This is a genomic window from Streptomyces sp. NPDC090083, from assembly GCF_044747445.1.
GTDB lineage: Bacteria > Actinomycetota > Actinomycetes > Streptomycetales > Streptomycetaceae > Streptomyces.
Window position 1 is genome coordinate 1,026,376 of record NZ_JBIVED010000002.1, and the last position, 25,894, is coordinate 1,052,269.

The window sequence follows — 25,894 nt, forward strand, 5'->3', positions numbered from 1 at the left end:
GCTCACCTTTAGGGTGGGCTCATGACGGAACTGCCCGACCGTCGTCTGCTGCTGGTGCACGCGCACCCGGACGACGAGTCGATCAACAACGGCGCGACGATGGCCAAGTACGCGGCCGAGGGTGCCCACGTGACGCTCGTCACGTGCACCCTCGGAGAGCGCGGCGAGGTCATCCCGCCCGCACTGCGCCATCTGTCGGGCACCGCGCTGGCCGAGGAGCGGCAGCGCGAGCTGACCGCCGCGATGAAGACGCTCGGCGTCTTTGACCACCGCCTCCTGGGCGGCCCCGGCCGCTATCGCGACTCCGGGATGATGGGCACCGCGGACAACGACGACCCGGCCTGCTTCTGGCGCGCCGACGTCGACGAGGCCGCGGGACACCTCGTCGAGGTGATCCGCGAGACCCGCCCCCAGGTCCTCGTCACCTACGACCCCGACGGCGGCTACGGCCACCCCGACCACATCCAGGCCCACCGCGTCGCCATGCGCGCCGCCGAACTCGCCGCGGACGCCGGGCAGTCGATCGCCAAGGTCTACTGGAACCGCGTCCCCCGGACCGTCCTGGAGGACGGCTTCGCGCGGCTGCGGGACGCGCTGCCCCGGCTGCCCTTCGCCGAGACGGCCGCCGTGGACGACGTACCGGGAGTCGTGGACGACGGACGGATCACCGCGGTGATCGACGGCACCGCGTACGCCGACGCCAAGACCGCGGCCATGCGCGCGCACGCCACGCAGATCGAAGTCGCCCCGGACGCGCCGTACTTCGCGCTGTCGAACGACCTCGCGCAGCCGATCTTCCCCACCGAGCACTACGAGTTGGTGCGCGGCGAACCCGGCGGGTCGGCGCCCGAGACCGATCTCTTCGAAGGGCTGGACCTGTGATGAGCGCCCACCACGGCGGGAGCCTGCTCGCCCAGCCGCTGCAACGGCCGTCCGCGCTACGGGTGCTGGCCTACGTCGGGCTCTTCGTGCTCGGCACGGTCGTCGCCGCGGCCGGGGCTCTCGTACAGGCCGCGTGGTTCCCCGGCGGGCTGTTGCTCGCGCTCGCGGGAGCGGGCGGACTGTTCCTCGGCGGGGCGCGAGCGGCCGGGGGCAGGGGCGGCGCGGTGGCGCCCGCCGCGGGCTGGATGGTCGCCGTCATCCTGCTCACCGCGAGCCGTCCGGAGGGCGACTTCCTGTTCGGCGCGGGTGTCGGTTCCTATCTGTTCCTGCTCGGTGGGATGGTCGTGGCTGTGATGTGCGCCACGTTGGGTTTGGGGCGGCAACCAAGCGGCCCTGACGTCCGACTTGGCAAGTGACGTACCACTTCGCGGTGACGCGCGCGTGCGAGTCCGGTGTGGGTTTCCCCAGCGGCCGTGGGATACCGCCAAGAAGTGGCCAGTATGGTGGTGCGCGCCGCCGAGTCGCCCGTGGGTGTCGGGCGGCGGAGCCAACCGGGAGAACCTGCCTTGAGTCGTGAAACTGACACTCCGTCCTCCGGGCCCGACGGGCGCGGCGGAGCCGCTTACCCCTCGGGAACCCCGCCGTACGGGACGCCGGCGGCTTCCGACGACCGTACGGACGCCGGGCGTTCGGCCGCACAGCCGGAGGAACGCAAGACCGAGACGACGCTGACGACCCGGATCCGGATCAACATCCCCGGTTCGCGGCCCATTCCGCCCGTCGTCGTGCGCACGCCCGTCGCGGACACCGAGTCCGCCGACGGCTCCACGACCGCCGAGGTGCAGCTGCCGAGTTCCGCGCTGCCCACCCGCACGCCCGAGCCGGGCGCCGAACTCGCCCTGCCCGCCGCCGAGGAGAAGACCAGCGACTGGTTCGCCCCCCGCAAGTCCGGCCCCGCGAAGGGCGGTCAGGGCGGTGGCGGCACCAACGGCGCGGGAATCCCGGGCGGTTCCGCCGCGGGCAACCCGGGCGCGCCGGGCGCCGGTGCGCCGGGCACCGCGGGTGCGGGCCGGCCGGGTGCCGGTCGTCCCGGTGGTGTGGTCGGCGGCATGAGCGTGACGGGCGCCGCCCGGCAGGCCGCCGCGAACGGCGGTACCAACGGTGGCGGCGCCGGCGGTGCCACGGGCGCCGGACCCGTCGCCCCCGGACACGGCGGCGGCACCGGCTCCTTCGACGTGACCGAGGCGCTGGCCGCAGGGCCCCGCGCGAACGGCGGCGGCCCCGGCGAACCCCGGCGCGACGAGCTGCCGTACTTCTCCGACAACGGGCAGCAGGCCGGTTTCCCCGGACCCAACGGCCAGGGCGGTCAAGGGGGTTACCCCGAGCCGAACGGCCAGGGCGAGCAGGGCGGGTTCCCCGGGGGCAACGGTCCCGGCGGGCGGGCCGAGCAGTTCCCCGGCCCGAACGGACAGGCCATGGGCCCCGGCGGACCCAACGGTTTCAACGGCCCGAACGGGCACGGCGGTCAGGGCGGCCCCGAGGGCCCCGCGGGCCCCACCGGCGGTCCCGTCACCGGCAACGGCCTCATGCTGCCGCCCGGCCCCACGAACGGGGCACAGGGCGCGCCCGGCGGCTACGCGGACGGACCGGGCGCCCCGGGCGCCTCCAACGGCCGCCACGGCGGTCAGGGCAGGGGTCCGAACGCTCCCGGCGGCGCGAGTCTCCCCGGCGGCATGATCCCCGGCGGCGGTCTCAGCGACGACACCGCGATCCTCACCCCGCAGAAGCCGGCCCCCGGACCCGGTGGCGCCGGCTACGGAGCCCCCGCCGACCAGGTCTCCGGACACACCGTCACCAGCGGTATGCCGGTGATCCCCGGCAACGGCACCTCGCCGTTCGCCCCGGGCACCCACCCGGACGGACCGCTGCCGCACACGCCCCCGAAGCTCCCCGAGCCCGGCGCGGCCCAGAGCGCCCCCGCCGGGAAGAACGCGGGCAAGGGCGCGAAGAAAAAGAAGAAGGGCCGCAGCAAGCTGGTGCTGCTCTGCGTCGGCGTGTTCGTCATCGCGGGCGGCGCCTACGGTGCCGGTCTGCTGATGAACCACACCGACGTGCCCAAGGGCACCACCGTGCTCGGCCTCGACATCGGCGGCAGCACGCGTGACGACGCCGTCAAGAAGCTCGACGACGCGTTCGGCGACCGGGTGAACAAGCCGCTGAAGCTGTCGGTCGGCGGCAAGACGGTCTCGCTCAAGCCGGACCAGGCGGGCCTGCAGTTCGACACCACGGCCACCGTCAGCGCCGCCGCGACCAGCGACTACAACCCGGTCTCCGTGATCGGCTCGCTCTTCGGCCAGCACCGGGTCGTCGCACCCGTCATGCCGGTCGACGAGGAGAAGCTCGCCGCCGCGCTCGGCGACCTCGGCGGCGGCTCCGGCTCCGGCGCGGTCACCGAGGGCACGATCCAGTTCACGTCCGGCAAGGCCGTCGCCGTCTACGGCAAGGCGGGCAAGGCGATCGACGCGACCGCGTCCACGCAGGCCATCGAGGACGCGTACCGCAACGAGGTGGAGACCGGCACGGCCACCCCGGTGACCGTCCCGACGACCACCAAGCAGCCGACGGTCTCGAACACCGAGGTCGACCGCGAGATGAAGGCCTTCGCGGAGCCCGCGATGTCCGGCCTGGTCACGGTCAAGACGGACACCGGCGTCTCGGTGCCGATGAGCCCGAAGAACTCCCTGTGGAAGTTCCTCAAGGTCAAGGCCGTGAACGGCAAGCTCACCGACAGCCCCGACCTGGCGGCCCTGAAGGAGCTCTACGGCAACGCCTTCGACGGTGTGACGATCACCCGGGCCACCGGCCAGAAGACGGCCGTCACCCCGCAGGACGTCTACGGCGCCCTGCGCCAGGCCCTGATCAGCAGGACGGACCGGGTCGGGACCATCGTCACGAACCCCAGCTAGCGCACGACCACCGCACGAAGGGGCACCCGGCACCGCGCCGGGTGCCCCTTCGTCGTAGCAGATCCGTCCGGCTCATGACATCTGTCATGCGGCACACCGGACCCGCGACACTGCCGGGCGGTGGCCGCCGGAGGCCACGATGAGGGCATGACGACAACAGCGGGGACCGCGGCCACGGCGGTGGTCGGGTTCGATCAGGTGAGCAAGAGCTACGGCGAGGTCCGGGCCGTCGACGGGCTGTCGCTCGAACTGCACCCGGGGGAGACGGTGGCCCTCCTCGGTCCGAACGGGGCCGGGAAGTCGACCACCCTGGATCTGCTGCTCGGCCTCAAGCAGGCCGATACCGGGAAGGTCGAGGTGTTCGGGACCAGCCCGCGGGACGCCATCGTCGCCGGGCGGGTGGGCGCGATGCTGCAGAGCGGCGGCCTGATGGACGAGGTCACCGTCGGCGAACTGGTCCGGCTGGCCTGCGACCTGCACCCGAAGCCGTACAAGGTCGGGGACGTGATCGCCCGTGCGGGCATCGCGCAGATCGCCGACCGCAAGGTCAACAAGCTCTCCGGCGGCCAGGCCCAGCGCGTCCGCTTCGCCCTCGCCACGGCGGGCGACAGCGATCTGATCGTCCTCGACGAGCCCACCACCGGCATGGACGTCACCGCCCGCCAGGCCTTCTGGGCCACCATGCGCGAACAGGCCGACCAGGGCCGTACGGTCCTCTTCGCCACCCACTACCTCGAAGAGGCCGACGCCATCGCGGACCGCGTGCTGGTCCTGCACCGCGGCCGGCTCCTCGCGGACGGCACCGCCGCCGAGATCAAGGCGAAGGCGGGCGCGCGCAAGGTCGCCTTCGACCTGGAGGGCGAGATCGACGAGGCCGCCCTGCGGTCGCTCCCGTTCCTGACCAGCATCACCGTGTCGCACAGCGGTTCCGCCGCGGGCAGCGGCCAGACCGTCCGCATCCAGTCCACCGACGCGGACGCGACCGTCCACGCGCTCTACGGCCTGGGCGTCTACCCCCGCAACCTCGAAGTCGCCGGGCTCGGCCTGGAGCAGGCCTTCGTCGCCATCACCGCCGCCGAGGAGGCCAAGCAGTCATGAACAGCCTGATCAAACTGGAACTCACCCGCGCCCTGCGGAACCGCAAGTTCCTTTTCTTCTCGGTGATCTACCCCTCGGCCCTGTTCCTGCTGATCGCCGGCAGCTCCGGCAGCACGGACAAGGTCGACGGCACGGGCCTGACGGTCGCCACCTACATGATGGTCTCGATGGCCTCCTTCGGCGCCCTGACCGCCGTCCTGATGGGCAACAGCGAGCGCATCGCGAAGGAGCGGGAGAGCGGCTGGGTACGGCAGTTGAGGCTCACCACACTGCCCGGACGCGGCTATGTGATCGCGAAGACGGCCAGCGCCGCCGTGGTCAGCCTGCCCTCCATCGTCGTCGTGTTCATCGTGGCCGCGACCGTGAAGGACGTACGGCTGGACGCCTGGCAGTGGCTCGCGCTGACCGGCGCGATCTGGGCCGGCAGCCTGGTCTTCGCCGCGCTCGGGGTGGCCATCGGCTACATGGCGAGCGGCGACGCGGTCCGGCCGATCACGATGATCACCTACTTCGGTCTGTCGATGCTGGGCGGCCTGTGGATGCCCGCCACCACCTTCCCCGACTGGCTGCAGTCCATCGCGAAGTGGCTGCCCACACACGCGTACGCTGCGCTGGGGCAGGCGATCGAGCAGAGCCAGTCGCCCCACGCCAAGGACATCACCCTCCTCGTCGTCTACTTCGCCCTCTTCGCGGGCGGGGCGGCCTGGCTGTACCGGAAGGACACGCTGAAGGCGTGAGCGCGATGACGGACGACGGCCCGGACGGGGCCGAGGTACACCGGGCGATGCGCCTGGGGGAGCCGCCGCGGAACCTGGGCGAGGCCGTGCGCAAGCTGGTGTGGATCCTGCCCTGGCTGGTCTTCTTCAGCTCCCCGATCGACGACCTCATCTCCGGACACCACGGCTCCGCGGCCACGGTGTTCGGCTGGGTCGGCTTCGGCACCTTCGTCGGCACGTACCTCGCCCTGGTCTTCCGGAACATGGGCCGCGCGTTCTCCGGCCCGGTGGTCCGTGTCCTGGTGGCAGGACTCGGGGTGCTGGCCATCACCCTCTCCCTCGTCCTCGGCCCGCACTGGCTCGGCCTCTTCGTCTACGTCTCCGTCGCCTGCGGGGTCACACTCCCGATGCGGGCCGCGTACATCGCGATCCCGGCGACGACGGTCACGATGCTCCTGGTCGGCCTGCACGGCGGCGAGGACGACGCCTGGGGCCTGGTCCTGCTGGTGCTGCTGATCGGCTTCGCGATGACGGGCGTACGGCAACTGGTGCGCACCACGGTCGAGTTGCGCAAGGCACGCGCCACGGTCGCCCAACTCGCCGCGAACGAGGAGCGGTTGCGGCTGGCCCGGGACCTGCACGACCTGCTGGGCCACTCCCTCTCCCTGATCACCCTGAAGAGCGAACTGGCAGGCCGGATGCTCCCCGACCACCCCGACAAGGCGGCCCAGCAGGTCGCCGACATCGAACAGGTCAGTCGCCAGGCCCTGGTGGACGTCCGCGAGGCCGTCACCGGCTACCGCCGCCCCCGCCTGGCCGGCGAACTGGCGGGCGCGCAGGTCGCGTTGACGGCGGCGGGAGTCGTCGCCCAGCTCCCCGCCGAACCGGACCTGACGACGGTGACCGAGGACAGCGAATCGGCCCTCGCCTGGGCCCTGCGCGAGGCGATCACCAACGTCGTACGGCACAGCGGCGCCCAGCGCTGCGTGGTCGAACTGGTCCGCCGCGAGACCCTGGACGGCCCGGTGCTGGAACTCTCCGTCGAGGACAACGGCTCCGGCGGCTCGGGCAAGGGCCCCGGCAACGGACTCGCCGGCCTCACCGAGCGCCTGGAGAAGGCCGGCGGCAGCCTGGAGGCGACCCGCCTCAAACACGGCTTCCGGCTGGTGGCACGAGTGCCCGCCGACGCACCGCTCGCCGCGGCGGACGTAGGATCCCCCGCATGAGCCGTACGATCAAGGTCCTCCTCGCCGAGGACCAGTCGATGGTCCGCGAGGCACTGGCCGCCCTGCTCGGCCTGGAGAGCGACATCGAGGTCGTCGCCCAAGTCGCCCGCGGCGACGAGGTGTTGGCGGCGGCACGGCAGCACACCGTGGACGTCGCCCTCCTCGACATCGAGATGCCCGGCTGCACCGGCATCGAGGCGGCGGCCCAGGTCCACAAGGAACTCCCCGGCGTGAAGCTCGTCGTCCTGACCACCTTCGGCCGGCCCGGCTACCTCCGCAGCGCGATGGAGGCGGGCGCGGACGCCTTCCTGGTGAAGGACGCCCCGGCGGCCCAACTGGCCGAAGCGGTACGGAAGGTGCTCGTGGGGGAGCGGGTCATCGACCCCACCCTGGCGGCGGCGGCTCTCGCGGAGGGCGCCAACCCGCTGACCGACCGCGAGCGGGAGGTGCTGCGGGCGGCGGCGGACGGCTCGACCAACGCGGAGCTGGCGAAGGCCCTCCACCTGTCCCAGGGCACGGTCCGCAACTACCTGTCGACGGCGATCCAGAAGCTGGCGGTGCGGAACAGGGCGGAGGCGGTCCGCATCGCGAGGGAAAAGGGCTGGCTGTAGCACACGAGGTCCCAACAGGCCCGGACGCGCGGTTAGTTCAGCATCGCCCGAGCCGACCGCGCCTGCCCCCGCACCTGCTCCGCGGCGGGTTCGTCCACGGGGGCCACCACCTCGGCGTAGGCGTCCAGCTCGGCCGCACCGGTCAGGTAGTCCCCGCGCTGCACGAGAAGCCGGGCCCGCTCGTACCGCAGCTGCGCCGGATGCGAGGGCAGCAGCAGCGCCAACTCCACCGCCCACAGGGCCACTTCGGACTGCTCGGGCCGGGCCGCCGCCCACGCCCTGATGTTGTTGAGCACCCGCACGACCACATCGAGGGGATCGGCGGGTGCCAGCATGGAAGGCCGCAGCGCGGCCCCGGCCAGCACCTCCGCGTCACCCCCCGACAGCACCCGCCCGCCCGCGAAGGGATCGGCCAGCACCCGTTCGTCCCCCGAACCGAACCCCACCACGAAGTGTCCCGGCAGCCCGACCCCGTACACCGGCGCCCCGGCCCGCCGGGCAACCTCCATCCACACCACGGACAGCAGGATCGGCAGCCCGCGCCGCCGCCGCAGCACCGCGTGCAGCAGCGAGGACTCCAGCCGCTCGTAGTCGGCAGGCGAGCCCCTGAACTCGAAGCGCACGCCCAGCAGCCGGCGCAGCGCGTCCGCCCAGGCCGACGGCGCCCCCGGCCGGAACGGCACCAGTCCGGCGAGCCGGTCCAGCTCCACCTGGGCCGAGTCGATGCCCGCGTCGTCCAGCCGCCCGTCCGCCGCCGCCCCCACCAGCAGACACAGCGTCGCGAGATCGGGCCGCTCGGACCGGGCCTCCTCGGCGAACAACCGCCGTACCTCGGCGGCCCGTCCGGCCGCCGGAGGCAGCGGGGAGGCCGCGGCGAACTCGAACCCGAACCCGTTCACGACACACCGTCGCGGTAGTGGTGGTAGGCGTGATGCGCGGAGAACCCCAGCCCGGAGTACAGCGCCCGCGCCCCCGCGTTCTCCGCCTCGACCTGCAGCCACGCGGCCGACGCGCCCTCCTCCAGCGCCCGCGCGGCCAGCGCGGCCATGACGACCGAGGCGAGCCCCCGCCGCCGCAGCGTCGGATCGACCTCGACGGCCGCGAACCCGGCCCACCGCCCGTCGACGACACACCGTCCGATGGCCGCGGGTCCGGCACCCTCGCCGGGCACGCTCGCGAACCACACCGAGGGCCCGCTGCCCAGCACCTTCAGGGCCACCTCACCGACGCCCTTGCGCTGGTAGCGCGTGAGCCACGCCTCGTCGGCGGCCCGGGACAGCACGACCCCGGAGCCGTCCGCGCGGTCGGCCGCGGGGGCCAGCGCCCCGGTCCACAGTTCGGCGGTGACCTCGCGCGTCCAGCCACGCCGTTCGAGCTCGGCGCAGAGCCGCTCCTGCGTGCCCTCGGCCCCCGTCGCGGTCTGGACGTACGCGGGCAGCCCCCGGTCCCCGTACCACCGCCGTACGGCGGTCAGGGCCTCGTCGAGGGGCATCCCGGGATCGCCGAGCGGGAGCGCGGAGTTGGCGCGCCGGGTGAAGCCGGCGGCGGCGCGCAGCTCCCACTCGCCGAGCCGTTCGCTCTCCACCGGCCGCCACGCGCGCGAGGAGACTCGGGCGAGTTCGGCGTACGACGCGGCGGGTCCCCGGCGGCGGGCCGGGGCCGCCGGAACGACCTTGCCCGCCACCAGCGAGGATTCCGGAATGCGGACGGACTCGCCCCCCTTACGTGTGATCGTCACCACACCGCTGTCCCATGATGTGAGAACACCCACCGTGTCGGTGAACTTCTCCGTCGTGTCTTCAGCGCCCGTCAAGCGCCTGACGGACACCCGTTTCCCCACGTCAGCAGCGGTGATCCGGACCTCAAGACGTCCGGCCGCAGAGAATTCCACAGGTCTGTTCACCCCTCCTGTATGGATCACGCCCCGGAACGGAGATACTAGGTGCGGGCATGGACGACGCCGCGCTCCAGCGCGCCTGGCGGCGGAGCCTACAGAGGCCCGCCAGCGCCCTATCGAGGAGGAACGACAGCGTGACCTACGTCATCGCGCAGCCTTGTGTCGACGTCAAGGACAAGGCGTGCATCGAGGAGTGCCCGGTCGACTGCATCTACGAGGGCTCCCGGTCCTTGTACATCCACCCGGACGAATGCGTCGACTGTGGAGCCTGTGAGCCGGTCTGCCCGGTCGAGGCGATCTTCTACGAGGACGACACTCCCGAGGAGTGGAAGGACTACTACAAGGCGAACGTCGAGTTCTTCGACGAGCTCGGCTCCCCCGGCGGCGCCAGCAAGCTGGGTCTGATCGAGCGCGACCACCCCTTCGTCGCCGCACTGCCGCCGCAGAACAAGTAAGAGCGGCCCGCACCGACGCGCCGCCTCGGTCCCGTACGGCCTGATCACGCCCGATCAGCGCCTTGCGGGGCCGAGGCGTTTGCCGTACGAGGGCCGTGCGGCGCGCGCACGGCGGGGCGCACGCACCAGAAAGCGAGTCAGAGATCGTGTCCGCAGTCACCGACCGCCTGCCCACCTTCCCCTGGGACAAGCTGGAGCCGTACAAGAAGACGGCCGCGGCGCACCCGGACGGCATCGTCGACCTGTCGGTCGGCACCCCGGTGGACCCGGTTCCCGACCTGATCCAGAAAGCGCTGATCGCCGCGGCCGACTCGCCCGGCTATCCGACGGTCTGGGGCACACCGGCGCTGCGTGACGCGATCACGGGCTGGGTGGAGCGCCGCCTCGGCGCCCGCGACGTGACCCACCGCCACGTCCTGCCGATCGTCGGCTCCAAGGAACTCGTCGCCTGGCTCCCGACCCAGCTGGGCCTGGGCCCCGGCGACCGCGTGGCCTACCCGCGCCTCGCGTACCCGACGTACGAGGTAGGCGCCCGCCTGGCCCGCGCCGGGTACGAGACCTACGACGACCCCACGACCCTCGACCCCGAGGGACTGAAGCTGCTCTGGCTCAACTCCCCGTCGAACCCAACCGGCAAGGTCCTCCCCAAGGAGGAACTGACCCGGATCGTCGCCTGGGCCCGCGAGCACGGCATCCTGGTCTTCTCCGACGAGTGCTACCTCGAACTGGGCTGGGAGGCCGCCCCGGTCTCGGTCCTCCACCCGGACGTCAACGGCGGTTCCTACGACGGGATCGTCGCCGTCCACTCCCTCTCCAAGCGCTCGAACCTCGCCGGTTACCGCGCAGCCTTCCTCGCCGGCGACCCCGCGGTCCTCGCCCCGCTGCTGGAGATCCGCAAGCACGGCGGCATGATGACCTCGGCCCCCACCCAGGCAGCCGTGGTGGCGGCCCTCGCCGACGACACCCACGTCCAGGAACAGCGCGAGCGCTACCTGACCCGCCGCACAGCCCTCCGCGAGGCCCTCCTGAAGCACGGCTTCCGCATCGAGCACAGCGAGGCGAGCCTCTACCTCTGGGCGACCAGGGACGAGTCCTGCTGGCAGACGGTCGCCCACCTGGCCGACCTCGGCATCCTCGTGGCCCCGGGCGACTTCTACGGCGAGGCCGGCGAGAAGTTCGTCAGGGTGGCTCTGACGGCGACGGACGAGCGAGTGCGGGCAGCCGTGGCAAGGCTCGGCTGACGGCTTTTCTGCTCTCAGGGGCGCGGAGAAGGGCGCGACGCGCCCCCACCGGCCGGTACGCGACGAACGACCGGAAAGCCGAACAACCGCGAAGGGGCCCGGGGAGACTCCCCGGGCCCCTTCGCGGTCGGCACACTCAGCCGAGCGGCAGACCCTTGAGCGGCAGCTCCTGCGCGGAGGGCAGCCCGCCCTTGGTCACCGCGTCGGTCGGCAGCCCGCCGCCCGCGGTCGCGGTCTTGGCGGTCTCACCGAGCAGACCCCCGGCCTGCCCGGCCGTGTCCCCGGCGACGTGCTGCGCAGCCGGCGCCACGGTCTTGGCAACCTTCCCGCCGGTCTTCCCGGCGGCCGGCACCGCCTTCTCCAGCGTCTGGCCACCGGACTTGCCGGCGACCCCCGTGACGTTCTGGCTCGCACCGTCGACCGTGTTGCCGACGCTCGCCCCGTCCAGAGCGGTGAGTCCGCCCAGGTTCGGGGTGGCCGGCAGGGAGGGGGCCGCACTGGCGGAGCCGGCCACACCGACCCCGGCTGCCGCTCCCGCTGCGACGAGCAGCGCGGCACGGGCGATCCGGCGGGTCAGGGGGAGGGACATGATGCTCCTTGTGTTGATCTCCGGGCTCGGACGCAGTGACTACCGCTCGAAGCCCGCGAAGGTTGCGGAGCGGCAACGTAAAGAGTTCGCAATGCGTCGCATTATCAGCTACGGATAAAAACGGACAAAGAGCGCCTGGTGTGAAAGCCCGTCACCTGCCCACAGCCCTTTGTTCCCAAGGGCTTCGGCGCACGCCAGGGTGACCGCACGAAAACCTGAGCACACCCGGCCCCCGATCGGCCCCGCGCAACCCCTACGGGTGAGGACCCGTACGGCTGCCCGGCTGTGGCGGCGAGGCTGCTTCCGCGCCGCTACTTCCGCCCGGCCTGCCGCTCGGTGACTATCCGCACCCCGCCGGAGGCCTTCGTGGAGGTCGAGCGCCACGGGTCGTCCGCGCTGCCCGCGGCCCACTCGCGGCCGGCGTACGACACGCGCTCGATGTGCAGCACCGAGGAGTTGGCGACCGCCCAGTGCGCGAGCTGCCACCCGGTCCGCGTGCTGCCGGACCGCACCGGCAGCGTCACCGTGCTGCTCCCGCCGGTCGCGCTCGCGGCGGGCGACGGCGTGGCATCCGCCTTCGCGTCGTCGGCCTTCGCCGCCGAGCCGTCCCCGGTCACCTCCGCGCCCGTCTCCTTCAGCACCGCGCGCCCGAAGTCCCGCACCAGCGCGGCCCGTACAGCGTCCGGGCCGGTGTTTGTCCGAGTGGTGTCCGGCAGTCCCTGGCAGGTCAGCGTGGCGGCCGCCCGGCCGGTCAGGGCGGCGGACAGCAGCGTGGCCTCCGGCTCGTGCTTGGCGTACGCCTCCGGGTAGCCGCTGCGCTGCACGCGCTGCGCGGCGACCGTGAGGGGGAGCTGCTGGTAGTCGTCCACCTTGGCCAGGTGCTCGTAGAAGATGCCCGCCGCGTACGTCGGGTCCAGGATCTCCTTCTTCGTGCCCCAGCCCTGGGAGGGCCGCTGCTGGAACAGGCCGAGCGAATCCAGGTCGCCGTGCTGGATGTTGACCAGCTGCGACTCCTGGAGGGCGGTGGCGAGCGCGATCGTCACCGCCCGCTGCGGCATACCGCGCCCGGTGCCGACGGCGGCGATCGTCGCCGCGTTCATCGTCTGCTCCTGCGTGAAGTCGTACTTCTGGCCGTCGCCCTTCCCGGAGACGACCTTGCAGCCGGGTCCGCCCCGGCCGCCGGTGACGTACTGGACGACCAGATAGCCCGCGACCGCGAGCAGCACCACGAACGCCGAGGAGAACCGGAAGAGACGGCCGCGTCGACGCTTCTTGGGGGTGGGGGACTGCAGCATCCCCACAAGGTACTGGAGGCTCCTGTTGCCGCTGCGGCGGGTGTGGACAACTTGTGTGCACGCCGTTCGCGTTAGGGTCGACGCCATGGCCGACACCGCACTTGACCTCACGCTGGACGCCGCACGGCTCACCGCGCAGCTCGTCGACTTCCCCTCGGAGAGCGGCGGCGAGAAGCCCCTCGCGGACGCGATCGAGACCGCGCTGCGCACCCTGCCGCACCTGACGGTCGACCGGTACGGCAACAACGTCGTCGCCCGCACCCGCCTCGGCCGCACGGAACGCGTGGTCCTGGCCGGTCACATCGACACCGTCCCGATCGCCGACAACGTCCCCTCGCGCCTCGACGAGAACGGCGTCCTGTGGGGCTGCGGCACCTGCGACATGAAGTCCGGGGTGGCGGTCCAGCTCCGCATCGCCGCGACGGTCCCGGCCCCCAACCGCGACCTGACGTTCGTCTTCTACGACAACGAAGAGGTCGCCGCCCACCTCAACGGCCTCAAGCACGTCTCCGAGGCCCATCCCGACTGGCTGGAGGGCGACTTCGCGGTCCTCCTGGAGCCGACGGACGGTCAGGTCGAGGGCGGCTGCCAGGGCACGCTCCGGGTGTTCCTGAAGTTCAAGGGTGAACGAGCGCACTCCGCGCGCGCGTGGATGGGCTCCAACGCGATCCACGCGGCCTCCCGGGCACTGGCCAGGCTCGCCGCGTACGAACCGCGCACGCCCGTCGTGGACGGCCTCCGGTTCCACGAGGGCCTCAACGCGGTCCGCGTCGAAGGGGGAGTGGCCACCAACGTCATCCCGGACGCGTGCACCCTGGTCGTCAACTTCCGCTACGCGCCCGACCGCAGCGAGGAGGAGGCGGAGGCCTTCGTACGGGACTACTTCGCGGACTGCGGGGTCGACGAGTTCGTCGTCGACGACCACACCGGAGGCGCCCGCCCAGGCCTGACCCACCCGGCCGCCGCCGCCTTCATGGCGGCCGTCGGCGGCGAGGCCCGCCCCAAGTTCGGCTGGACCGACGTGGCCCGCTTCAGCGCGCTCGGCGTGCCCGCGGTGAACTACGGCCCCGGCGCCCAGCTGCTCGCCCACAAGGTCGACGAGCGCGTCGAGGCGGCCCTGATCCCCGAGACGGAACGGCGCCTCGTGGACTGGCTGACGGGCTGACATCCGTACGTCCCCCCGCTGTAACCCGCGTAGACCTACGCTGAGGTGGAAACACCTGCAAGTGGAGGGAGCGCACATGGCTACAGGCAACCCCGAGGGCAAGCAGCAGCCACCGGAGGAGCAGCGCCTGGGACCGGTCCTCCGGCGGCGCGGCCAGGTGACCGCGAGCACGACCGACCAGCGCCTCCTGGACGCGGGCGGCCCCTCGGACTGGGTCCACACCGACCCGTGGCGCGTCCTGCGGATCCAGTCGGAGTTCATCGAGGGCTTCGGCACCCTGGCCGAACTGCCGCCCGCGATCAGCGTGTTCGGCTCGGCCCGCACCAAGCCGGACTCACCGGAGTACGAAGCGGGCGTACGCCTCGGACGCGCCCTCGTGGAGGCCGGGTGGGCCGTGATCACCGGCGGCGGCCCCGGAGCCATGGAGGCGGCCAACAAGGGCGCCCTGGAGGCCAAGGGCGTCTCCGTCGGCCTCGGCATCGAGCTGCCCTTCGAACAGGGGCTCAACGCGTACGTCGACATCGGGCTGAACTTCCGTTACTTCTTCGTCCGCAAGATGATGTTCGTGAAGTACGCCCAGGGCTTCGTGGTCCTCCCCGGCGGCCTCGGCACCCTCGACGAACTCTTCGAGGCCCTCACCCTGGTGCAGACCCAGAAGGTCACCCGCTTCCCGATCGTGCTCTTCGGCAGCGCGTACTGGGGCGGCCTCGTCGACTGGCTGAAGAACACGCTGGTCGCCCAGGGCAAGGCGTCGGAGAAGGACCTGCTCCTGTTCCATGTCACGGACGACGTGGAAGAGGCGGTCGCGCTGGTCTCCAAGGAAGCCGGCCGATGACCGCGTTCACCGTCAGCGGGTAGGAGTGGCGGGGGCGCCTACGCCAGCCCCCGCCTTCCCACCGCCGGAGGACGGTGCCCCGCGATGGACGCCACCATGTCCAGCACCTGACGCGTCTCCGCGACCTCGTGCACCCGGTACACCTGGGCACCCAGCCACGCCGACACCGCCGTGGTCGCGAGCGTCCCGACGACCCGCTCCTTGACCGGCTTGTCGAGCGTCTCGCCCACGAAGTCCTTGTTGGACAGCGAGACGAGCACGGGCCACCCCGTGTCGACCATCTCGCCGAGCCGCCGGGTCGCCTCCAGGCTGTGCCGCGTGTTCTTCCCGAAGTCATGCCCGGGATCGATCAGAACGGACTCCCTGGGGACCCCGAGTTCCACGGCCCGCTCGGCGAGACCCAGGGTCACGCGCAGGATGTCCGCCATGACGTCGTCGTAGGTCACCCGGTGCGGCCGGGTACGGGGCTCCGCGCCCCCCGCGTGCGTGCACACCAGCCCCACCCCGTAGCGCGCGGCGACCTCCGCGAGCCGCGGATCCACCCCGCCCCAGGCGTCGTTCAGGAGATCCGCGCCGGCCTCGCAGACCGCCTCGCCGACCTCGTGGCGCCAGGTGTCGACGCTGATGATCACGTCCGGGAAGCGCCGCCGCACCTCGGCCACGAAACCCACCGTGCGCCGCGCCTCCTCCTCGGCGGTGACCTCCTCGCCCGGCCCGGCCTTCACCCCGCCGATGTCGATGATCGCGGCGCCCTCGGCCACCGCCTGCTCCACGCGCGCGAGGGCGGGCTCGTCGCGGAACGTGGCCCCCTGGTCGTAGAAGGAGTCCGGGGTCCGGTTCACGATCGCCATGATCACCGGCTCGTGCGGGTCGAATTCACGCCTGCCCAGCCTGAGCATCCCCTGTGACCTCTCCTAGTCCGTACCGGTCTTCAGCCGCCTGAGACCCTAACTGTCAGCGTCGCATGGCACGATCGGACCCTGACACATTCGGCTTCGGCACGTCCGACATCGACGCCCGTGGAGACCCCAGCGATGTTCATGTTCCTGTTCCTGGTCGTCGCGCTCGCCGTCGTGGTCGGCGCCGTGACCCTCTCGGTCATCGGCGGCGGCGACAGCGCCCCGCTGCCCGACGCCGCGCCCGAGCGCCTCGACGACGCGCTGCCCCCGGACCGGCCGGTCAACCACGCCGACATCGAGACCCTCCGCTTCCCGCTCGCCGCGCGGGGCTACCGCATGGCCGAGGTGGACGACGCGCTGAGCCGCATCGCCGCCGAACTCGCCGAGCGCGACGCCCGGATCGCCGACCTGGAGTCCGCCCTCGCGGGCGCCCGGGCCGGCGCCCACGTCTCCATGCGGAAGCCGGCGGAAGGCGACCAGCAGTGAGCGACGGCAAGGCCGTGGCCGGTCCGGACGGCGGCCTGCGCTGCCCCTGGGCGCTGTCCACCGAGGACTACGTCACCTACCACGACGAGGAATGGGGCCGCCCGGTCCACGGCGACGACGCCCTCTACGAGCGCCTCAGTCTGGAGGCCTTCCAGTCGGGCCTCTCCTGGATCACGATCCTGCGCCGCCGCGAGGGCTTCCGGGCGGCGTTCGCGGGCTTCAGGATCGCCGAGGTCGCGACCTTCACCGACACCGACCGCGAGCGCCTCCTCGCCGACGCGGGCATCATCCGCAACCGCCTCAAGGTGGACGCGACGATCGCCAACGCGCGCGTACTCGCGGAGTGGGCCCCGGGCGAGCTGGACGAGTTCATCTGGTCCCACGCCCCGGAGCCGGGCCCGGCCCCGAAGACCCTCGGGGACGTCCCGGCGGTGACGGCGGAGTCGACCACCCTGTCGAAGGCTCTGAAGAAGCGGGGCCTCAAGTTCGTGGGGCCCACGACGGCGTACGCCCTGATGCAGGCGTGCGGGCTGGTCGACGACCACCTGGCGGACTGCGTGGCACGCCGTCCCTGAGGTCATCGCCCCAGGTACTTCGGCTTCTCCTTGTCGACGAAGGCCTGCACGGCGATGGCGTGGTCCTCCGACGCGCCCGCCCGGGACTGAAGTTCGTCCTCTTTCTGCAGCGTCTCCTCAAGGGTGTGTGTCAGCCCGTAGGCCACCGCTTCCTTGAGGGCCGCGTAGGCCACCGTCGGGCCGTCCGCCAGCTGCCGGGCGACCTTCTCCGCCTCGGCGCGCACCTCGCCCGCCGGGACGAGCCGGCCGGCGATCCCGAGGTCGTACGCCTCCTGCGCCTTGATCGTGCGCGGGAACAGCAGCAGGTCGGAGGCCCGCCCGGGGCCGACCACCCGCGGCAGCGTCCAGGAGATGCCGGAGTCCGCGGTCAGGGCCACTCCGGCGAACGACGTGTTGAAGCCCGCCGTGTCCGCCACCACCCGGTAGTCCGCGGCCAGGGCGAGCCCGAAACCGGCGCCCGCGGCGACCCCGTTGACCCCGGCGACCACCGGCTTCGCCATCCCGGCCAGCGCCCGCACGATGGGGTTGTAGTGCTCCTTGACCGTGGTCATCGTGGCCCCGGTCCCGGCCTCCCGGTCCGACGCGAGCAGCGTGATGTGCTCCTTGAGGTCCTGGCCCACGCAGAACGCCCGCTCCCCGGCCGCGGTCAGCAGCACGGCCCGTACGGCACTGTCGTCCGCAGCGGCCTGCACCGCCTCCCGGAGGGCGACTTTGGTCGCGATGTCCAGCGCGTTCATCGCCTCGGGGCGGTTCAGCGTGATCGTCGCGAGTCCGTCGCTCACCTCGTAGAGCACGGTGTCGGCCATGGTGTGTCCCCTCCGGTGTCGAGGCCGGTCCTACCGGTCGGTAGGCCCGGGTACCTAGGACAGCATGGCGGAGATCACGGCCGGCGAGCCGGACCGGACGTGTGACCTGCGTCAAAGAATTCCGGTCCGGATCGGGTCGGCTGAGGTCCGGACGGCGGCGAAGTATCGCAGTCACATCGGCGAATTGGGTGGTTTTGCTCGCGCGCGTTGCCCAAGCGATGCCGACTGATGTTGGTCATCGGGTCCTGAGATGCGGGATAATGGCTTGGAAGCAATGTGTTCGATGCCGGTGACGCGTGTCTCATTAGGGGCCGCGCGTGCCCTCCATGGGGCCGTCGGCGACGATGAGCTGGTTTCAGGAAGGGGAACGAGCATGGCGGCCATGAAGCCGCGGACGGGCGATGGCCCGCTCGAGGTGACCAAGGAGGGGCGGGGCATCGTCATGCGCGTTCCGCTCGAAGGCGGCGGGCGGCTCGTCGTCGAGCTGACCCCTGACGAGGCCGACGCGCTGGGCGACGCCCTCAAGAAGGTCGTCGGCTGACGCGGCGGAACGCGACCATACCCCTTCAGCTGCCCCGGCACCCGAGACGGTGCCGGGGTCGCTGCTTTCCGGGTGCCCCGGATGTCACGGATGTCTCCGACCTCATGTCCCGGATGTCATGGACGACTGCGGCCGACCACGACCCCACGGATGTCTGCGGCCCCGGGCGGGTCCGGTACGCGCGCTGCGGCCCCGCTAGCGCTTGACCGCGCACAGCAGGCCGTCGCCCACCGGCAGCAGGGACGGCACCAGCTCGGGACTCTCGCGCACGGCGCGCAGCAGTTCGCGCAGCCGGAGGACCTCGGTGGGCTGGGGGCCCGAGTCGACGGTGCGGCCGTTGGCGAAGACGCCCTCGAAGACCACCAGGCCACCCGGACGCAGCAGACGCAACGATTCAGCGAGATAGTCCAGGAACTCCAGCCGGTCACCGTCGCAGAACACGAGGTCGTAGCCGGCGTCCGCGAGCCGGGGCAGCACGTCCAGGGCCCGGCCCGGGATGAAGCGGGCCCGGTTGCTGGCGAAACCGCAGGCGCGGAAGGCCTGGCGGGCGAACTGCTGGTGGTCCGGCTCCGGGTCGACGGTGGTCAGTACCCCGTCCGGCCGCATGCCGTACAGAAGATGCATCCCGGAGACACCGGTCCCGGTGCCGATCTCCGCCACCGCCTTCGCGTCCACGGTGGCGGCGAGCATCCGCAGCGCGGCGCCCGTGCCGGGCGACACCGAGCGCAGCCCTGCCTCGCGGGCCCGGTCGCGGGCCCAGCGCAGCGCTTCGTCCTCGGCGACGTAGGCGTCGGCGAACGCCCAGCTGGTCTGCCGGTTGCCGGTAATGACCCTCTCCTGTCCCCGTGGTTGCCTGGGCGTGACTGTATCCGTTGGTGCCGGGAACCTGCTGATGGGACCGGGCGTTTAGAAGGGGGAGGAAAGCACTGGGGGACGAGGCCGGAGGGAAGAGCGGGGGATGACGATGGATCAGTACACGGAGCAGCGGCCCGAGCAAGGTCACGAGCGTCGGCTCACACCACCGGCAGGTCGGTATGAGCATGTATCAAATTCTCGTAAAACCGCTTATCCGGAGCTAACGGGCGAGGTGGCTATGGTAGGGGCTCCACTGGACACCACCAGAGCCGACAGGGGAGGTGCGGCTGTACCTGTGGATCGGGGAGGAGTGCTCCGGCGCTTTCTCGGATCGGCGGGCAGGCCGAAATCCGTGAACGACACCGCTGCTGACCACAGCCACGCCGCTGACCATGCCCAGACCGCGACCTTCTCCACCGACGCGGACGGGCAGGCGTGGACTCCGCCCACCTGGGAGGAGATCGTCAGCACCCACAGCGGCCGTGTGTACCGGCTCGCGTACCGCCTGACGGGGAACCAGCACGACGCCGAGGACCTGACGCAAGAGGTCTTCGTCCGGGTCTTCCGTTCCCTGTCGACGTACACGCCCGGCACCTTCGAGGGCTGGCTGCACCGCATCACCACCAACCTCTTCCTGGACATGGTCCGCCGCAAGCAGCGCATCCGTTTCGACGCGCTGGGGGAGGACGCGGCCGAGCGACTGCCCAGCCGCGAGCCGTCACCTCAGCAGGTCTTCAACGACGCGCACTTCGACGCGGACGTCCAGCAGGCACTGGACACCCTCGCCCCGGAGTTCCGGGCCGCGGTCGTCCTCTGTGACATCGAGGGCCTTTCGTACGAGGAGATCGCCGCCACCCTGGGCGTCAAGCTCGGCACGGTCCGTTCCCGGATCCACCGCGGCCGCTCCCAGCTCCGCAAGGCCCTCGCGCACCGCTCGCCGGAAGCACGGGCCGAGCGCCGTTCCTTCGTGGCGCGTGTGCCCGCGCTGGGGGGAGGGGGCGCGACCGCGTGAGTGGATCACGTCCTACGCCTGCGGAGCAGCACCTGGGAGACCGACTTTCCGCCCTCGTGGACGGCGAGCTCGGTCATGAGTCGCGCGAGCGCGTACTGGCGCACCTGGCCACCTGTACGAAATGCAAGGCCGAGGCCGACGCGCAGCGCCGACTGAAGAACGTGTTCGCGGAGATGGCCCCGCCGCCGCCCTCCGAGAGCTTCCTCGCCCGACTGCAGGGACTCCCCGGAGGAGGCGACCCGGACGGCGAGGAGCCGCCCGGCGGTGGCCTGTTCGCCGGCGGCATGGGCGTCTTCGGCGTCAAAAGAGACGACCCGCTGGACGCGTTCGAGTTCGGTTATGTCCCCGCGGGCCCGCATGCCGCGGCTGCCCTGAGGCCTTCCTCCCCGGCCGTCCGCGAGGGCTTCCGTATCCATGACGTCAGCCGGCACGACACCGACCGCTCCGCCTCGCGCGGCATGCGGTTCGCGTTCGTCGCCGCCGGGGCGGTCTCGCTCGCCGCGATCGCCCTGGGCGGAGTGGCCACGGTCACGCCCGGTGACACCCCCGCGGAGGCGCGGGGCGGTGCGGGGGTGACCCCGGCGCGCACACAGGGCACGGGCGCGGTGACTCCCGACACGGGGCGGCGCCGCGGGACCGGGCCCCTGCTCGCGCAGGGTGCGAGCCAGCGGTCGATGCTCGGCGACACGGCGACGGCACCGACCTCGGTCTCCGCGCCGCTGTTGCCCGGAGTCCCGTCTCCGGCAACCGTCCAGGGCGACGACCAGGTCGTGCACACCCTGACGGCACCGGTGATGGCAGGGGCGGCGGTCATGTCTCCCCTGATACGCCCGCTCAGCGCGACCCCGCCGATCGCGCTCACGTCCTGGTCCACGGCCCCCGAGGTCATGGCTCCCGGCCTGCTGCGCACCCCGTCCCCTGACACCACCTCGTCCCCCACACCGACCCCCTCCCACCCCCTGCACTGACCGACCCCTGCGCAATGTCCGCCTGACCTGGTTGAATCCGGGGAGATCGAGGTGGCACGGCCAGGCACGGGGGAACCATGAGCGATCGGCCCGAGGGGACACGGGACCAGAGGCCCGCGAGGGTGAAGTGGTGGGCGCGGGGCGCGACACCGGCGAATCCCGCGGGCGGAGTGACCGAGGGTGCGGAGGCGGGTGCGGGTGGCGATGACGCCGGGGTTGCCGACGGGGACTTCGCGCTGCGGCCGCCGGGTGAGGGACTGAGCGGTGAACCGGCCTCCGACGGGGGCGACTTCGAGCTGGCTCGGCCTGTCGCGGAGGGTTCGGTCGCCCCGGTCGACGCCGAGGCCGTAACCATGGGTGCTGAACCTCCCGTGTCCGACCCCGCGACGACCCCCGGCGTGAGCCTCCCGCCCGCCGAGCGTCCCAAGCCCCTTCACGACCCCGATCCCTACAGCACCCCGCCGTACGGCGCCCCGGGGCCCTGGGCGCCCGCGCCGCCCGTTCAGCATCCGGGGGGTGTCCCGGCGCCCCGTGCGGTCTCAGGGGCCCCCGCGGCAGATCCCGACGCTCACGTCCCGCTGGTCCCGGACGGCCCACCCGCGCCGGCCGGCACACCTGCACCCGCACCGGTGCCTCCCGCCGACGCCTCGGCCCCCGACACCGCCGTCCCGGAGGACGTACCCGCTCCCCTCACGGACTCGGCACCGGCCACTCCGAACCCGGATCCGGCGCCCACCCCGACCCCAGCCCCCGACGCCCACCCGGATCTCGACCCCGCCCCCTCGGCCACCCCACCCCTCAACCCCTGGCACCGCTACGACCCCTGGGCCCCCAAAACCCCCTTCCCGCTCCAACAGGCCGGTAGCTCACGCCCCGCCCGGCCCCGCCGCCGCACTCTCCTGACCTCCGCCCTGGTCCTCGCGCTCGTCGCCGGTGGGGTCGGTGGTGTCGTAGGGGCCTCCATCGAGCGCGGTGGTCTCGGTGGGGACATCGTGCTGTCGCAGGCCGGAGAGGAAGGCGGGGGGCGCGCGGCCGACAGTGTCGCCGGTATTGCCGCTCGGGCGCTGCCCAGCGTGGTGACCCTGCGGGTGACCGGGGACGACGCGACCGGTACCGGGACCGGGATCGTGCTGGACGGGCGGGGGGACATCCTCACCAACAACCATGTCGTGCGGCCCGGGGGAGGCGGCGGGGCGATATCCGTGCGGTTCAGCGGCGGCCAGACCGTCAAGGGGGAAGTGGTCGGGCGGGATGTCGGGTACGACCTCGCCGTCGTACGGGTGCGCGGGGTGCGAGGGCTGCGGGCGATGCCGCTGGGGAACTCCGACAACGTGCGGGTCGGTGACCCCGTCGTCGCGATCGGTGCGCCGTTCGGGCTCGACAACACCGTGACCGCCGGGATCGTCAGTGCCAGGGAGCGGCCCATCACGACCGGCGGCGACGGGTCGGACGGGAGCGGTGTGTCCTACGTCGACGCTCTGCAGACCGACGCGTCGATAAATCCGGGGAACTCCGGTGGGCCGTTGCTCGATGCGCGGGGGCTCCTGGTCGGGGTCAACTCGGCCATCCGGTCCGCCGACGACCTGGACGGGGACGGTGGCGGAGACGGGGACGACGGCGGGGACGGGGCGGAGCAGAGCGGGTCGATCGGGCTGGGGTTCGCCATTCCGGTCAATCAGGCCAAGCGGGTCGCCGAGGAGCTGATCAACAAGGGGAAGGCGACCCATCCCGTCATCGGTGTCACCCTCGACCTCGACTACGCGGGCGACGGAGCCCGGGTCGCCACGCCGGGTACCGGGCCCGGGGCCAAGGCCGGGCTCAGGGCGGGGGACGTCATCACCCAGGTCGACGGCGAGCCGGTGCACACCGGTGACGAACTCGTCGTCAGAACGCGTGCCCACCGGCCCGGCGACCGGCTGCGGCTGACCCTGCGGCGGGGCGGCGAGGAGCTGACCGTGTCGGTCGTGCTCGGCTCCGCGACCGGTGATTGACAGAAACGTCACAGGCGGGAGGCGCGCGCCCGGTCCCGCTAGGCAAACAACCCGGAAAACCGGTCGTGTACATCCACTCGTAGCCCACGGGACAGTACCGGTCGGGTGGGATCGCCGGGTACCGTGGACCCGGCCCGGACCACGGAAGACCCGCACCGACCACCGAGGGCCGAGGACCGAGGACATCGCAAGGAGCTTCAGGTGTTCAATGACATAGGACCGCTCGAGCTGGTGACGATCATTGTGCTCGCCGTGCTCGTCTTCGGTCCGGACAAGCTCCCGAAGGTCATCCAGGACGTCATGCGGACGATCCGGAAGATCCGAGAGTTCTCGGAGAGCGCCAAGGCGGACATCCGCGAGGAGCTGGGCCCGGAGTTCAAGGACTTCGACTTCGAGGACCTCAACCCCAAGACGTTCCTGCGCAAGCAGCTGGACAACGACGAACTGGGGCTCAAGGAGATCCGCAACGGCTTCGACCTGAAGAAGGAGATGGCCGAGGTCACGGAGGCCGTGCAGAGCGCGGACACCCCCTCGTCGTCACCGTCGTCCCCCTCCGCCGGCAACGGTCGCCTCGACATGACCAAGAAGCCCGAGGGCCCGGAGAAGGACGACCGCCCGCCCTTCGACGCCGACGCCACCTGAGCCGTGACGGACGTCATCCGGAACGGCCTACCGGCGGTCGTTCCCTGGCCTCGTACGTGACGCGTTTCATATCCCTCCACCCCCTCTGACGCCTCCGAACAGCCTCCAAACAGCCTCCGTACGGCCCGAACAAGGCCCCCGTGCGCCTCACGCGCCGGGCGCTTTCCGGGCTGCCCCGCATGAGGTGGCTATGCTGCCGAGTTGTTGTGCGGACCGGGCGAGTCGCCCGACGGGGGGCGGGCCGCCCCGGTCCGACGAGAGCGAGGAGGCGTCCGGAGCATGGAGACGACGAGTCGGGTAGGCGCGCAGGCGCCGGCCGCGGAGGGCGGACAGCAGGTCCCCTCCGCCCGGCGCACGGTCGACGGCTACCTGCTGGCGCCCTTCCCCTGGTACGGCCTCGACGAGGCCTTCACCGGGCCGCGCTGGCTGATGCAGGTGGGCATGGCGGCGGACGGAGCCGTGGAGCACGGTTCGATCGGGCACGGTGACGAGCCCTCCGTACGCAACGAAGGCACGGAGGACAAGGAGAAGTTCGCGGTGGTCGTCACCGTCGCGGGCAACCCCGCCCGGCGCACCGCCGACGGCACGGGCCTGCTGGAGGCCACCTCGGTCTCCTCGGCGGCCTGGCTCGCCGGGGTGGGGCTGCTGTCGTTCACCTGGCCGGGCCAGATGGACCACACCCTGCGCGACGACTGGCTGGAGCAGCAGACGGAGACGGCCTGGGTCCTGGCCGACGACCTCTCCGGCGACGCCTGGTCCACCCTGTCGCTGCCCGTGGACGGTGTGCCGACGCCGTTCCACTACCGGGAGTCCGAGTTCGGCTGGGTCCTCGCGGGTTCGACTCAGGAAGGCGTCCACGTGGGGGCGTACGGCAGGGGCATGAGCGCGTACGGGCTCGGCTTCGCCATGATCAAGGACATCACGACGTACGCCGCCCAGTAGCGGCTGCGACGAGGGGGGCGCCGTCTCGCGGACGGCGCCCCTATCGTCGTCAGAAGGTGCCTAGAACTTGTTCCTGGGGGTGATCCCCAGGGACATGCCCGAGAGGCCGCGCTGACGGCCGCCGAGCTTGCCCGCGATGGCGCGGAGTGCCGCGCCCGCCGGGGAGTCCGGGTCGGTCAGGACGACCGGCCGGCCGTCGTCGCCGCCCTCGCGGAGGCGGACGTCGATCGGGATGCTGCCCAGGACCGGGACGGCGGCGCCCGTCGTGCGGGTGAGGCCGTCCGCGACGGACTGGCCGCCGCCGGTGCCGAAGACATCGACCATCTCGCCGCAGTGCGGGCACGGCAGGCCCGCCATGTTCTCGACGACGCCGACGATCTTCTGGTGGGTCTGCACGGCGATGGAGCCCGCGCGCTCGGCGACCTCGGCCGCCGCCTGCTGAGGGGTCGTCACCACGAGGATCTCGGCGTTCGGGACGAGCTGGGCGACGGAGATCGCGATGTCGCCCGTGCCCGGCGGGAGGTCGAGCAGCAGGACGTCCAGGTCGCCCCAGTACACGTCCGCCAGGAACTGCTGGAGGGCGCGGTGCAGCATCGGGCCGCGCCACACCACCGGTGCGTTGCCCGGCGTGAACATGCCGATGGAGATGACCTTCACGCCGTTCGCCGACGGCGGCATGATCATGTTCTCGACCTGGGTGGGGCTGCCGTCGGCGCCCAGCATGCGGGGCACGGAGTGGCCGTAGATGTCGGCGTCGACGACACCGACCTTGAGGCCGTCGGCGGCCATCGCGGCGGCGAGGTTCACCGTCACCGAGGACTTGCCGACGCCGCCCTTGCCGGAGGCGACCGCGTAGACGCGGGTGAGGGAGCCGGGCTTGGCGAAGGGGACCTCGCGCTCGGACTGGCCGCCGCGCAGGGCGGTCGCGAGCTCCTTGCGCTGCTCGTCGCTCATCACGTCCAGGGTCACGTCGACCCCGGTGACGCCGTCGACGCCCAGGACCGCGTCCGTCACGCGCTGGGTGATGGTCTCGCGCATGGGGCAGCCGGAGACCGTCAGGTACACGGTGACCGCGACCGCTCCGTCCGCACCGATCTCCACCGACTTGACCATCCCCAGCTCGGTGATGGGTCGGTTGATCTCGGGGTCGTTCACCGTCGACAGCGCTTCGCGCACCGCGTCTTCCGTAGCCATAGGGTCG

General features: G+C 72.0%; 27 protein-coding genes. 19 read left to right on the top strand and 8 right to left on the bottom strand.

Annotated features, from left to right (window positions below; all coding sequences use genetic code 11):
- The first annotated feature begins 21 nt into the window (after positions 1–21).
- From mshB to ACIPTO_RS10440, 7 genes are all read left to right on the top strand, one after another.
- The gene (gene mshB, locus ACIPTO_RS10410; protein ID WP_366323614.1) at positions 22–882 is read left to right on the top strand and encodes an N-acetyl-1-D-myo-inositol-2-amino-2-deoxy-alpha-D-glucopyranoside deacetylase; all 861 of its coding nucleotides are present in this window, start codon (positions 22–24) and stop codon (positions 880–882) included.
- Positions 882–1,298, top strand: coding sequence for a DUF6113 family protein (locus ACIPTO_RS10415; protein ID WP_366323612.1), 417 nt, complete (start codon positions 882–884; stop codon positions 1,296–1,298). The genes mshB and ACIPTO_RS10415 overlap by 1 nt, the downstream gene beginning before the upstream one ends.
- A gap of 150 nt (positions 1,299–1,448) precedes the next feature.
- A complete protein-coding gene (locus ACIPTO_RS10420; protein ID WP_401190684.1) occupies positions 1,449–3,848 on the top strand; it encodes a hypothetical protein in 2,400 nt (799 codons plus the stop codon).
- Positions 3,849–3,995: 147 nt separating this feature from the next.
- A complete protein-coding gene (locus ACIPTO_RS10425) occupies positions 3,996–4,946 on the top strand; it encodes an ABC transporter ATP-binding protein (protein ID WP_366323608.1) in 951 nt (316 codons plus the stop codon).
- Entirely contained in the window at positions 4,943–5,683 is a 741-nt protein-coding gene (locus ACIPTO_RS10430; protein ID WP_366323606.1) for an ABC transporter permease, read from the top strand. The genes ACIPTO_RS10425 and ACIPTO_RS10430 overlap by 4 nt, the downstream gene beginning before the upstream one ends.
- A gap of 5 nt (positions 5,684–5,688) precedes the next feature.
- A complete protein-coding gene (locus tag ACIPTO_RS10435) occupies positions 5,689–6,888 on the top strand; it encodes a sensor histidine kinase (protein WP_401190871.1) in 1,200 nt (399 codons plus the stop codon).
- On the top strand, positions 6,885–7,499 hold the full coding sequence (locus tag ACIPTO_RS10440) for a response regulator (protein ID WP_401190687.1): 615 nt from the start codon (positions 6,885–6,887) through the stop codon (positions 7,497–7,499). Before ACIPTO_RS10435 ends, ACIPTO_RS10440 begins: the two co-directional genes overlap by 4 nt.
- A 32-nt stretch (positions 7,500–7,531) precedes the next feature.
- On the opposite strand, the gene ACIPTO_RS10445 is transcribed toward ACIPTO_RS10440, so the two are convergent.
- Positions 7,532–8,398, bottom strand: coding sequence for a tetratricopeptide repeat protein (locus ACIPTO_RS10445; protein WP_401190689.1), 867 nt, complete (start codon positions 8,396–8,398; stop codon positions 7,532–7,534).
- A complete protein-coding gene (locus ACIPTO_RS10450; RefSeq protein ID WP_401190691.1) occupies positions 8,395–9,390 on the bottom strand; it encodes a GNAT family N-acetyltransferase in 996 nt (331 codons plus the stop codon). The genes ACIPTO_RS10445 and ACIPTO_RS10450 overlap by 4 nt, the downstream gene beginning before the upstream one ends.
- Before the next feature lie 140 nt (positions 9,391–9,530).
- On the opposite strand from ACIPTO_RS10450, the gene fdxA reads away from it, so the two are divergent.
- Together fdxA and ACIPTO_RS10460 are read left to right on the top strand one after the other, a co-directional pair.
- The gene (gene fdxA / locus ACIPTO_RS10455) at positions 9,531–9,851 is read left to right on the top strand and encodes a ferredoxin (RefSeq protein WP_366323598.1); all 321 of its coding nucleotides are present in this window, start codon (positions 9,531–9,533) and stop codon (positions 9,849–9,851) included.
- Between the two features lie 146 nt (positions 9,852–9,997).
- Positions 9,998–11,092, top strand: coding sequence for a bifunctional succinyldiaminopimelate transaminase/glutamate-prephenate aminotransferase (locus tag ACIPTO_RS10460; protein ID WP_401190693.1), 1,095 nt, complete (start codon positions 9,998–10,000; stop codon positions 11,090–11,092).
- A 136-nt stretch (positions 11,093–11,228) separates the two neighbouring features.
- Here ACIPTO_RS10460 and ACIPTO_RS10465 read toward each other — a convergent pair whose 3' ends face one another.
- Together ACIPTO_RS10465 and ACIPTO_RS10470 are read right to left on the bottom strand one after the other, a co-directional pair.
- Positions 11,229–11,681, bottom strand: coding sequence for an ATP-binding protein (locus tag ACIPTO_RS10465; protein ID WP_366323594.1), 453 nt, complete (start codon positions 11,679–11,681; stop codon positions 11,229–11,231).
- Between the two features lie 311 nt (positions 11,682–11,992).
- Positions 11,993–12,976 (bottom strand): heavy metal transporter, encoded by a 984-nt coding sequence (locus ACIPTO_RS10470; RefSeq protein ID WP_366323592.1) that lies wholly within the window; start codon positions 12,974–12,976, stop codon positions 11,993–11,995.
- Positions 12,977–13,061: 85 nt separating this feature from the next.
- On the opposite strand from ACIPTO_RS10470, the gene dapE reads away from it, so the two are divergent.
- Both dapE and ACIPTO_RS10480 read left to right on the top strand, forming a co-directional pair.
- A complete protein-coding gene (gene dapE / locus ACIPTO_RS10475) occupies positions 13,062–14,141 on the top strand; it encodes a succinyl-diaminopimelate desuccinylase (RefSeq protein ID WP_401190696.1) in 1,080 nt (359 codons plus the stop codon).
- Positions 14,142–14,217: 76 nt separating this feature from the next.
- The gene (locus ACIPTO_RS10480; RefSeq protein ID WP_366323588.1) at positions 14,218–14,976 is read left to right on the top strand and encodes a TIGR00730 family Rossman fold protein; all 759 of its coding nucleotides are present in this window, start codon (positions 14,218–14,220) and stop codon (positions 14,974–14,976) included.
- A gap of 38 nt (positions 14,977–15,014) precedes the next feature.
- On the opposite strand, the gene folP is transcribed toward ACIPTO_RS10480, so the two are convergent.
- On the bottom strand, positions 15,015–15,875 hold the full coding sequence (gene folP, locus ACIPTO_RS10485) for a dihydropteroate synthase (RefSeq protein ID WP_366323586.1): 861 nt from the start codon (positions 15,873–15,875) through the stop codon (positions 15,015–15,017).
- Positions 15,876–16,010: 135 nt separating this feature from the next.
- On the opposite strand from folP, the gene ACIPTO_RS10490 reads away from it, so the two are divergent.
- Both ACIPTO_RS10490 and ACIPTO_RS10495 read left to right on the top strand, forming a co-directional pair.
- On the top strand, positions 16,011–16,361 hold the full coding sequence (locus ACIPTO_RS10490; protein ID WP_366323584.1) for a DivIVA domain-containing protein: 351 nt from the start codon (positions 16,011–16,013) through the stop codon (positions 16,359–16,361).
- Positions 16,358–16,936 (top strand): DNA-3-methyladenine glycosylase I, encoded by a 579-nt coding sequence (locus tag ACIPTO_RS10495; protein WP_401190698.1) that lies wholly within the window; start codon positions 16,358–16,360, stop codon positions 16,934–16,936. The genes ACIPTO_RS10490 and ACIPTO_RS10495 overlap by 4 nt, the downstream gene beginning before the upstream one ends.
- A 2-nt stretch (positions 16,937–16,938) precedes the next feature.
- Here the strand turns inward: ACIPTO_RS10495 and ACIPTO_RS10500 are convergent, their stop codons facing one another.
- A complete protein-coding gene (locus tag ACIPTO_RS10500; RefSeq protein ID WP_401190700.1) occupies positions 16,939–17,742 on the bottom strand; it encodes an enoyl-CoA hydratase/isomerase family protein in 804 nt (267 codons plus the stop codon).
- 373 nt (positions 17,743–18,115) lie between these two features.
- Between ACIPTO_RS10500 and ACIPTO_RS10505 the strand changes: the two genes are divergently transcribed.
- Positions 18,116–18,283, top strand: coding sequence for a DUF3117 domain-containing protein (locus ACIPTO_RS10505; protein ID WP_003966491.1), 168 nt, complete (start codon positions 18,116–18,118; stop codon positions 18,281–18,283).
- A gap of 195 nt (positions 18,284–18,478) precedes the next feature.
- Here the strand turns inward: ACIPTO_RS10505 and ACIPTO_RS10510 are convergent, their stop codons facing one another.
- Positions 18,479–19,177 carry an O-methyltransferase gene (locus ACIPTO_RS10510; protein WP_078652869.1) on the bottom strand — a complete coding sequence of 233 codons (699 nt, stop codon included), beginning with the start codon at positions 19,175–19,177 and terminating at the stop codon, positions 18,479–18,481.
- A gap of 271 nt (positions 19,178–19,448) precedes the next feature.
- Between ACIPTO_RS10510 and sigE the strand changes: the two genes are divergently transcribed.
- The 5 genes from sigE to ACIPTO_RS10535 all read left to right on the top strand — a co-directional run bounded on the left by sigE (position 19,449) and on the right by ACIPTO_RS10535 (position 24,693).
- Positions 19,449–20,150 (top strand): RNA polymerase sigma factor SigE, encoded by a 702-nt coding sequence (sigE, locus tag ACIPTO_RS10515; RefSeq protein ID WP_019072074.1) that lies wholly within the window; start codon positions 19,449–19,451, stop codon positions 20,148–20,150.
- On the top strand, positions 20,147–21,118 hold the full coding sequence (locus ACIPTO_RS10520) for an anti-sigma factor family protein (protein WP_401190703.1): 972 nt from the start codon (positions 20,147–20,149) through the stop codon (positions 21,116–21,118). The genes sigE and ACIPTO_RS10520 overlap by 4 nt, the downstream gene beginning before the upstream one ends.
- Positions 21,119–21,471: 353 nt before the next feature.
- Complete coding sequence (locus ACIPTO_RS10525) at positions 21,472–23,109, top strand: S1C family serine protease (protein ID WP_401190705.1); 1,638 nt, start codon at positions 21,472–21,474, stop codon at positions 23,107–23,109.
- A gap of 201 nt (positions 23,110–23,310) precedes the next feature.
- Complete coding sequence (locus tag ACIPTO_RS10530) at positions 23,311–23,751, top strand: sec-independent translocase (RefSeq protein WP_401190707.1); 441 nt, start codon at positions 23,311–23,313, stop codon at positions 23,749–23,751.
- A 279-nt stretch (positions 23,752–24,030) separates the two neighbouring features.
- Positions 24,031–24,693: a hypothetical protein gene (locus ACIPTO_RS10535; protein ID WP_366323574.1), complete on the top strand. Its 663-nt coding sequence runs from the start codon at positions 24,031–24,033 to the stop codon at positions 24,691–24,693.
- A gap of 60 nt (positions 24,694–24,753) precedes the next feature.
- Here the strand turns inward: ACIPTO_RS10535 and ACIPTO_RS10540 are convergent, their stop codons facing one another.
- Complete coding sequence (locus tag ACIPTO_RS10540) at positions 24,754–25,887, bottom strand: Mrp/NBP35 family ATP-binding protein (protein WP_401190710.1); 1,134 nt, start codon at positions 25,885–25,887, stop codon at positions 24,754–24,756.
- Positions 25,888–25,894: the final 7 nt, after the last annotated feature.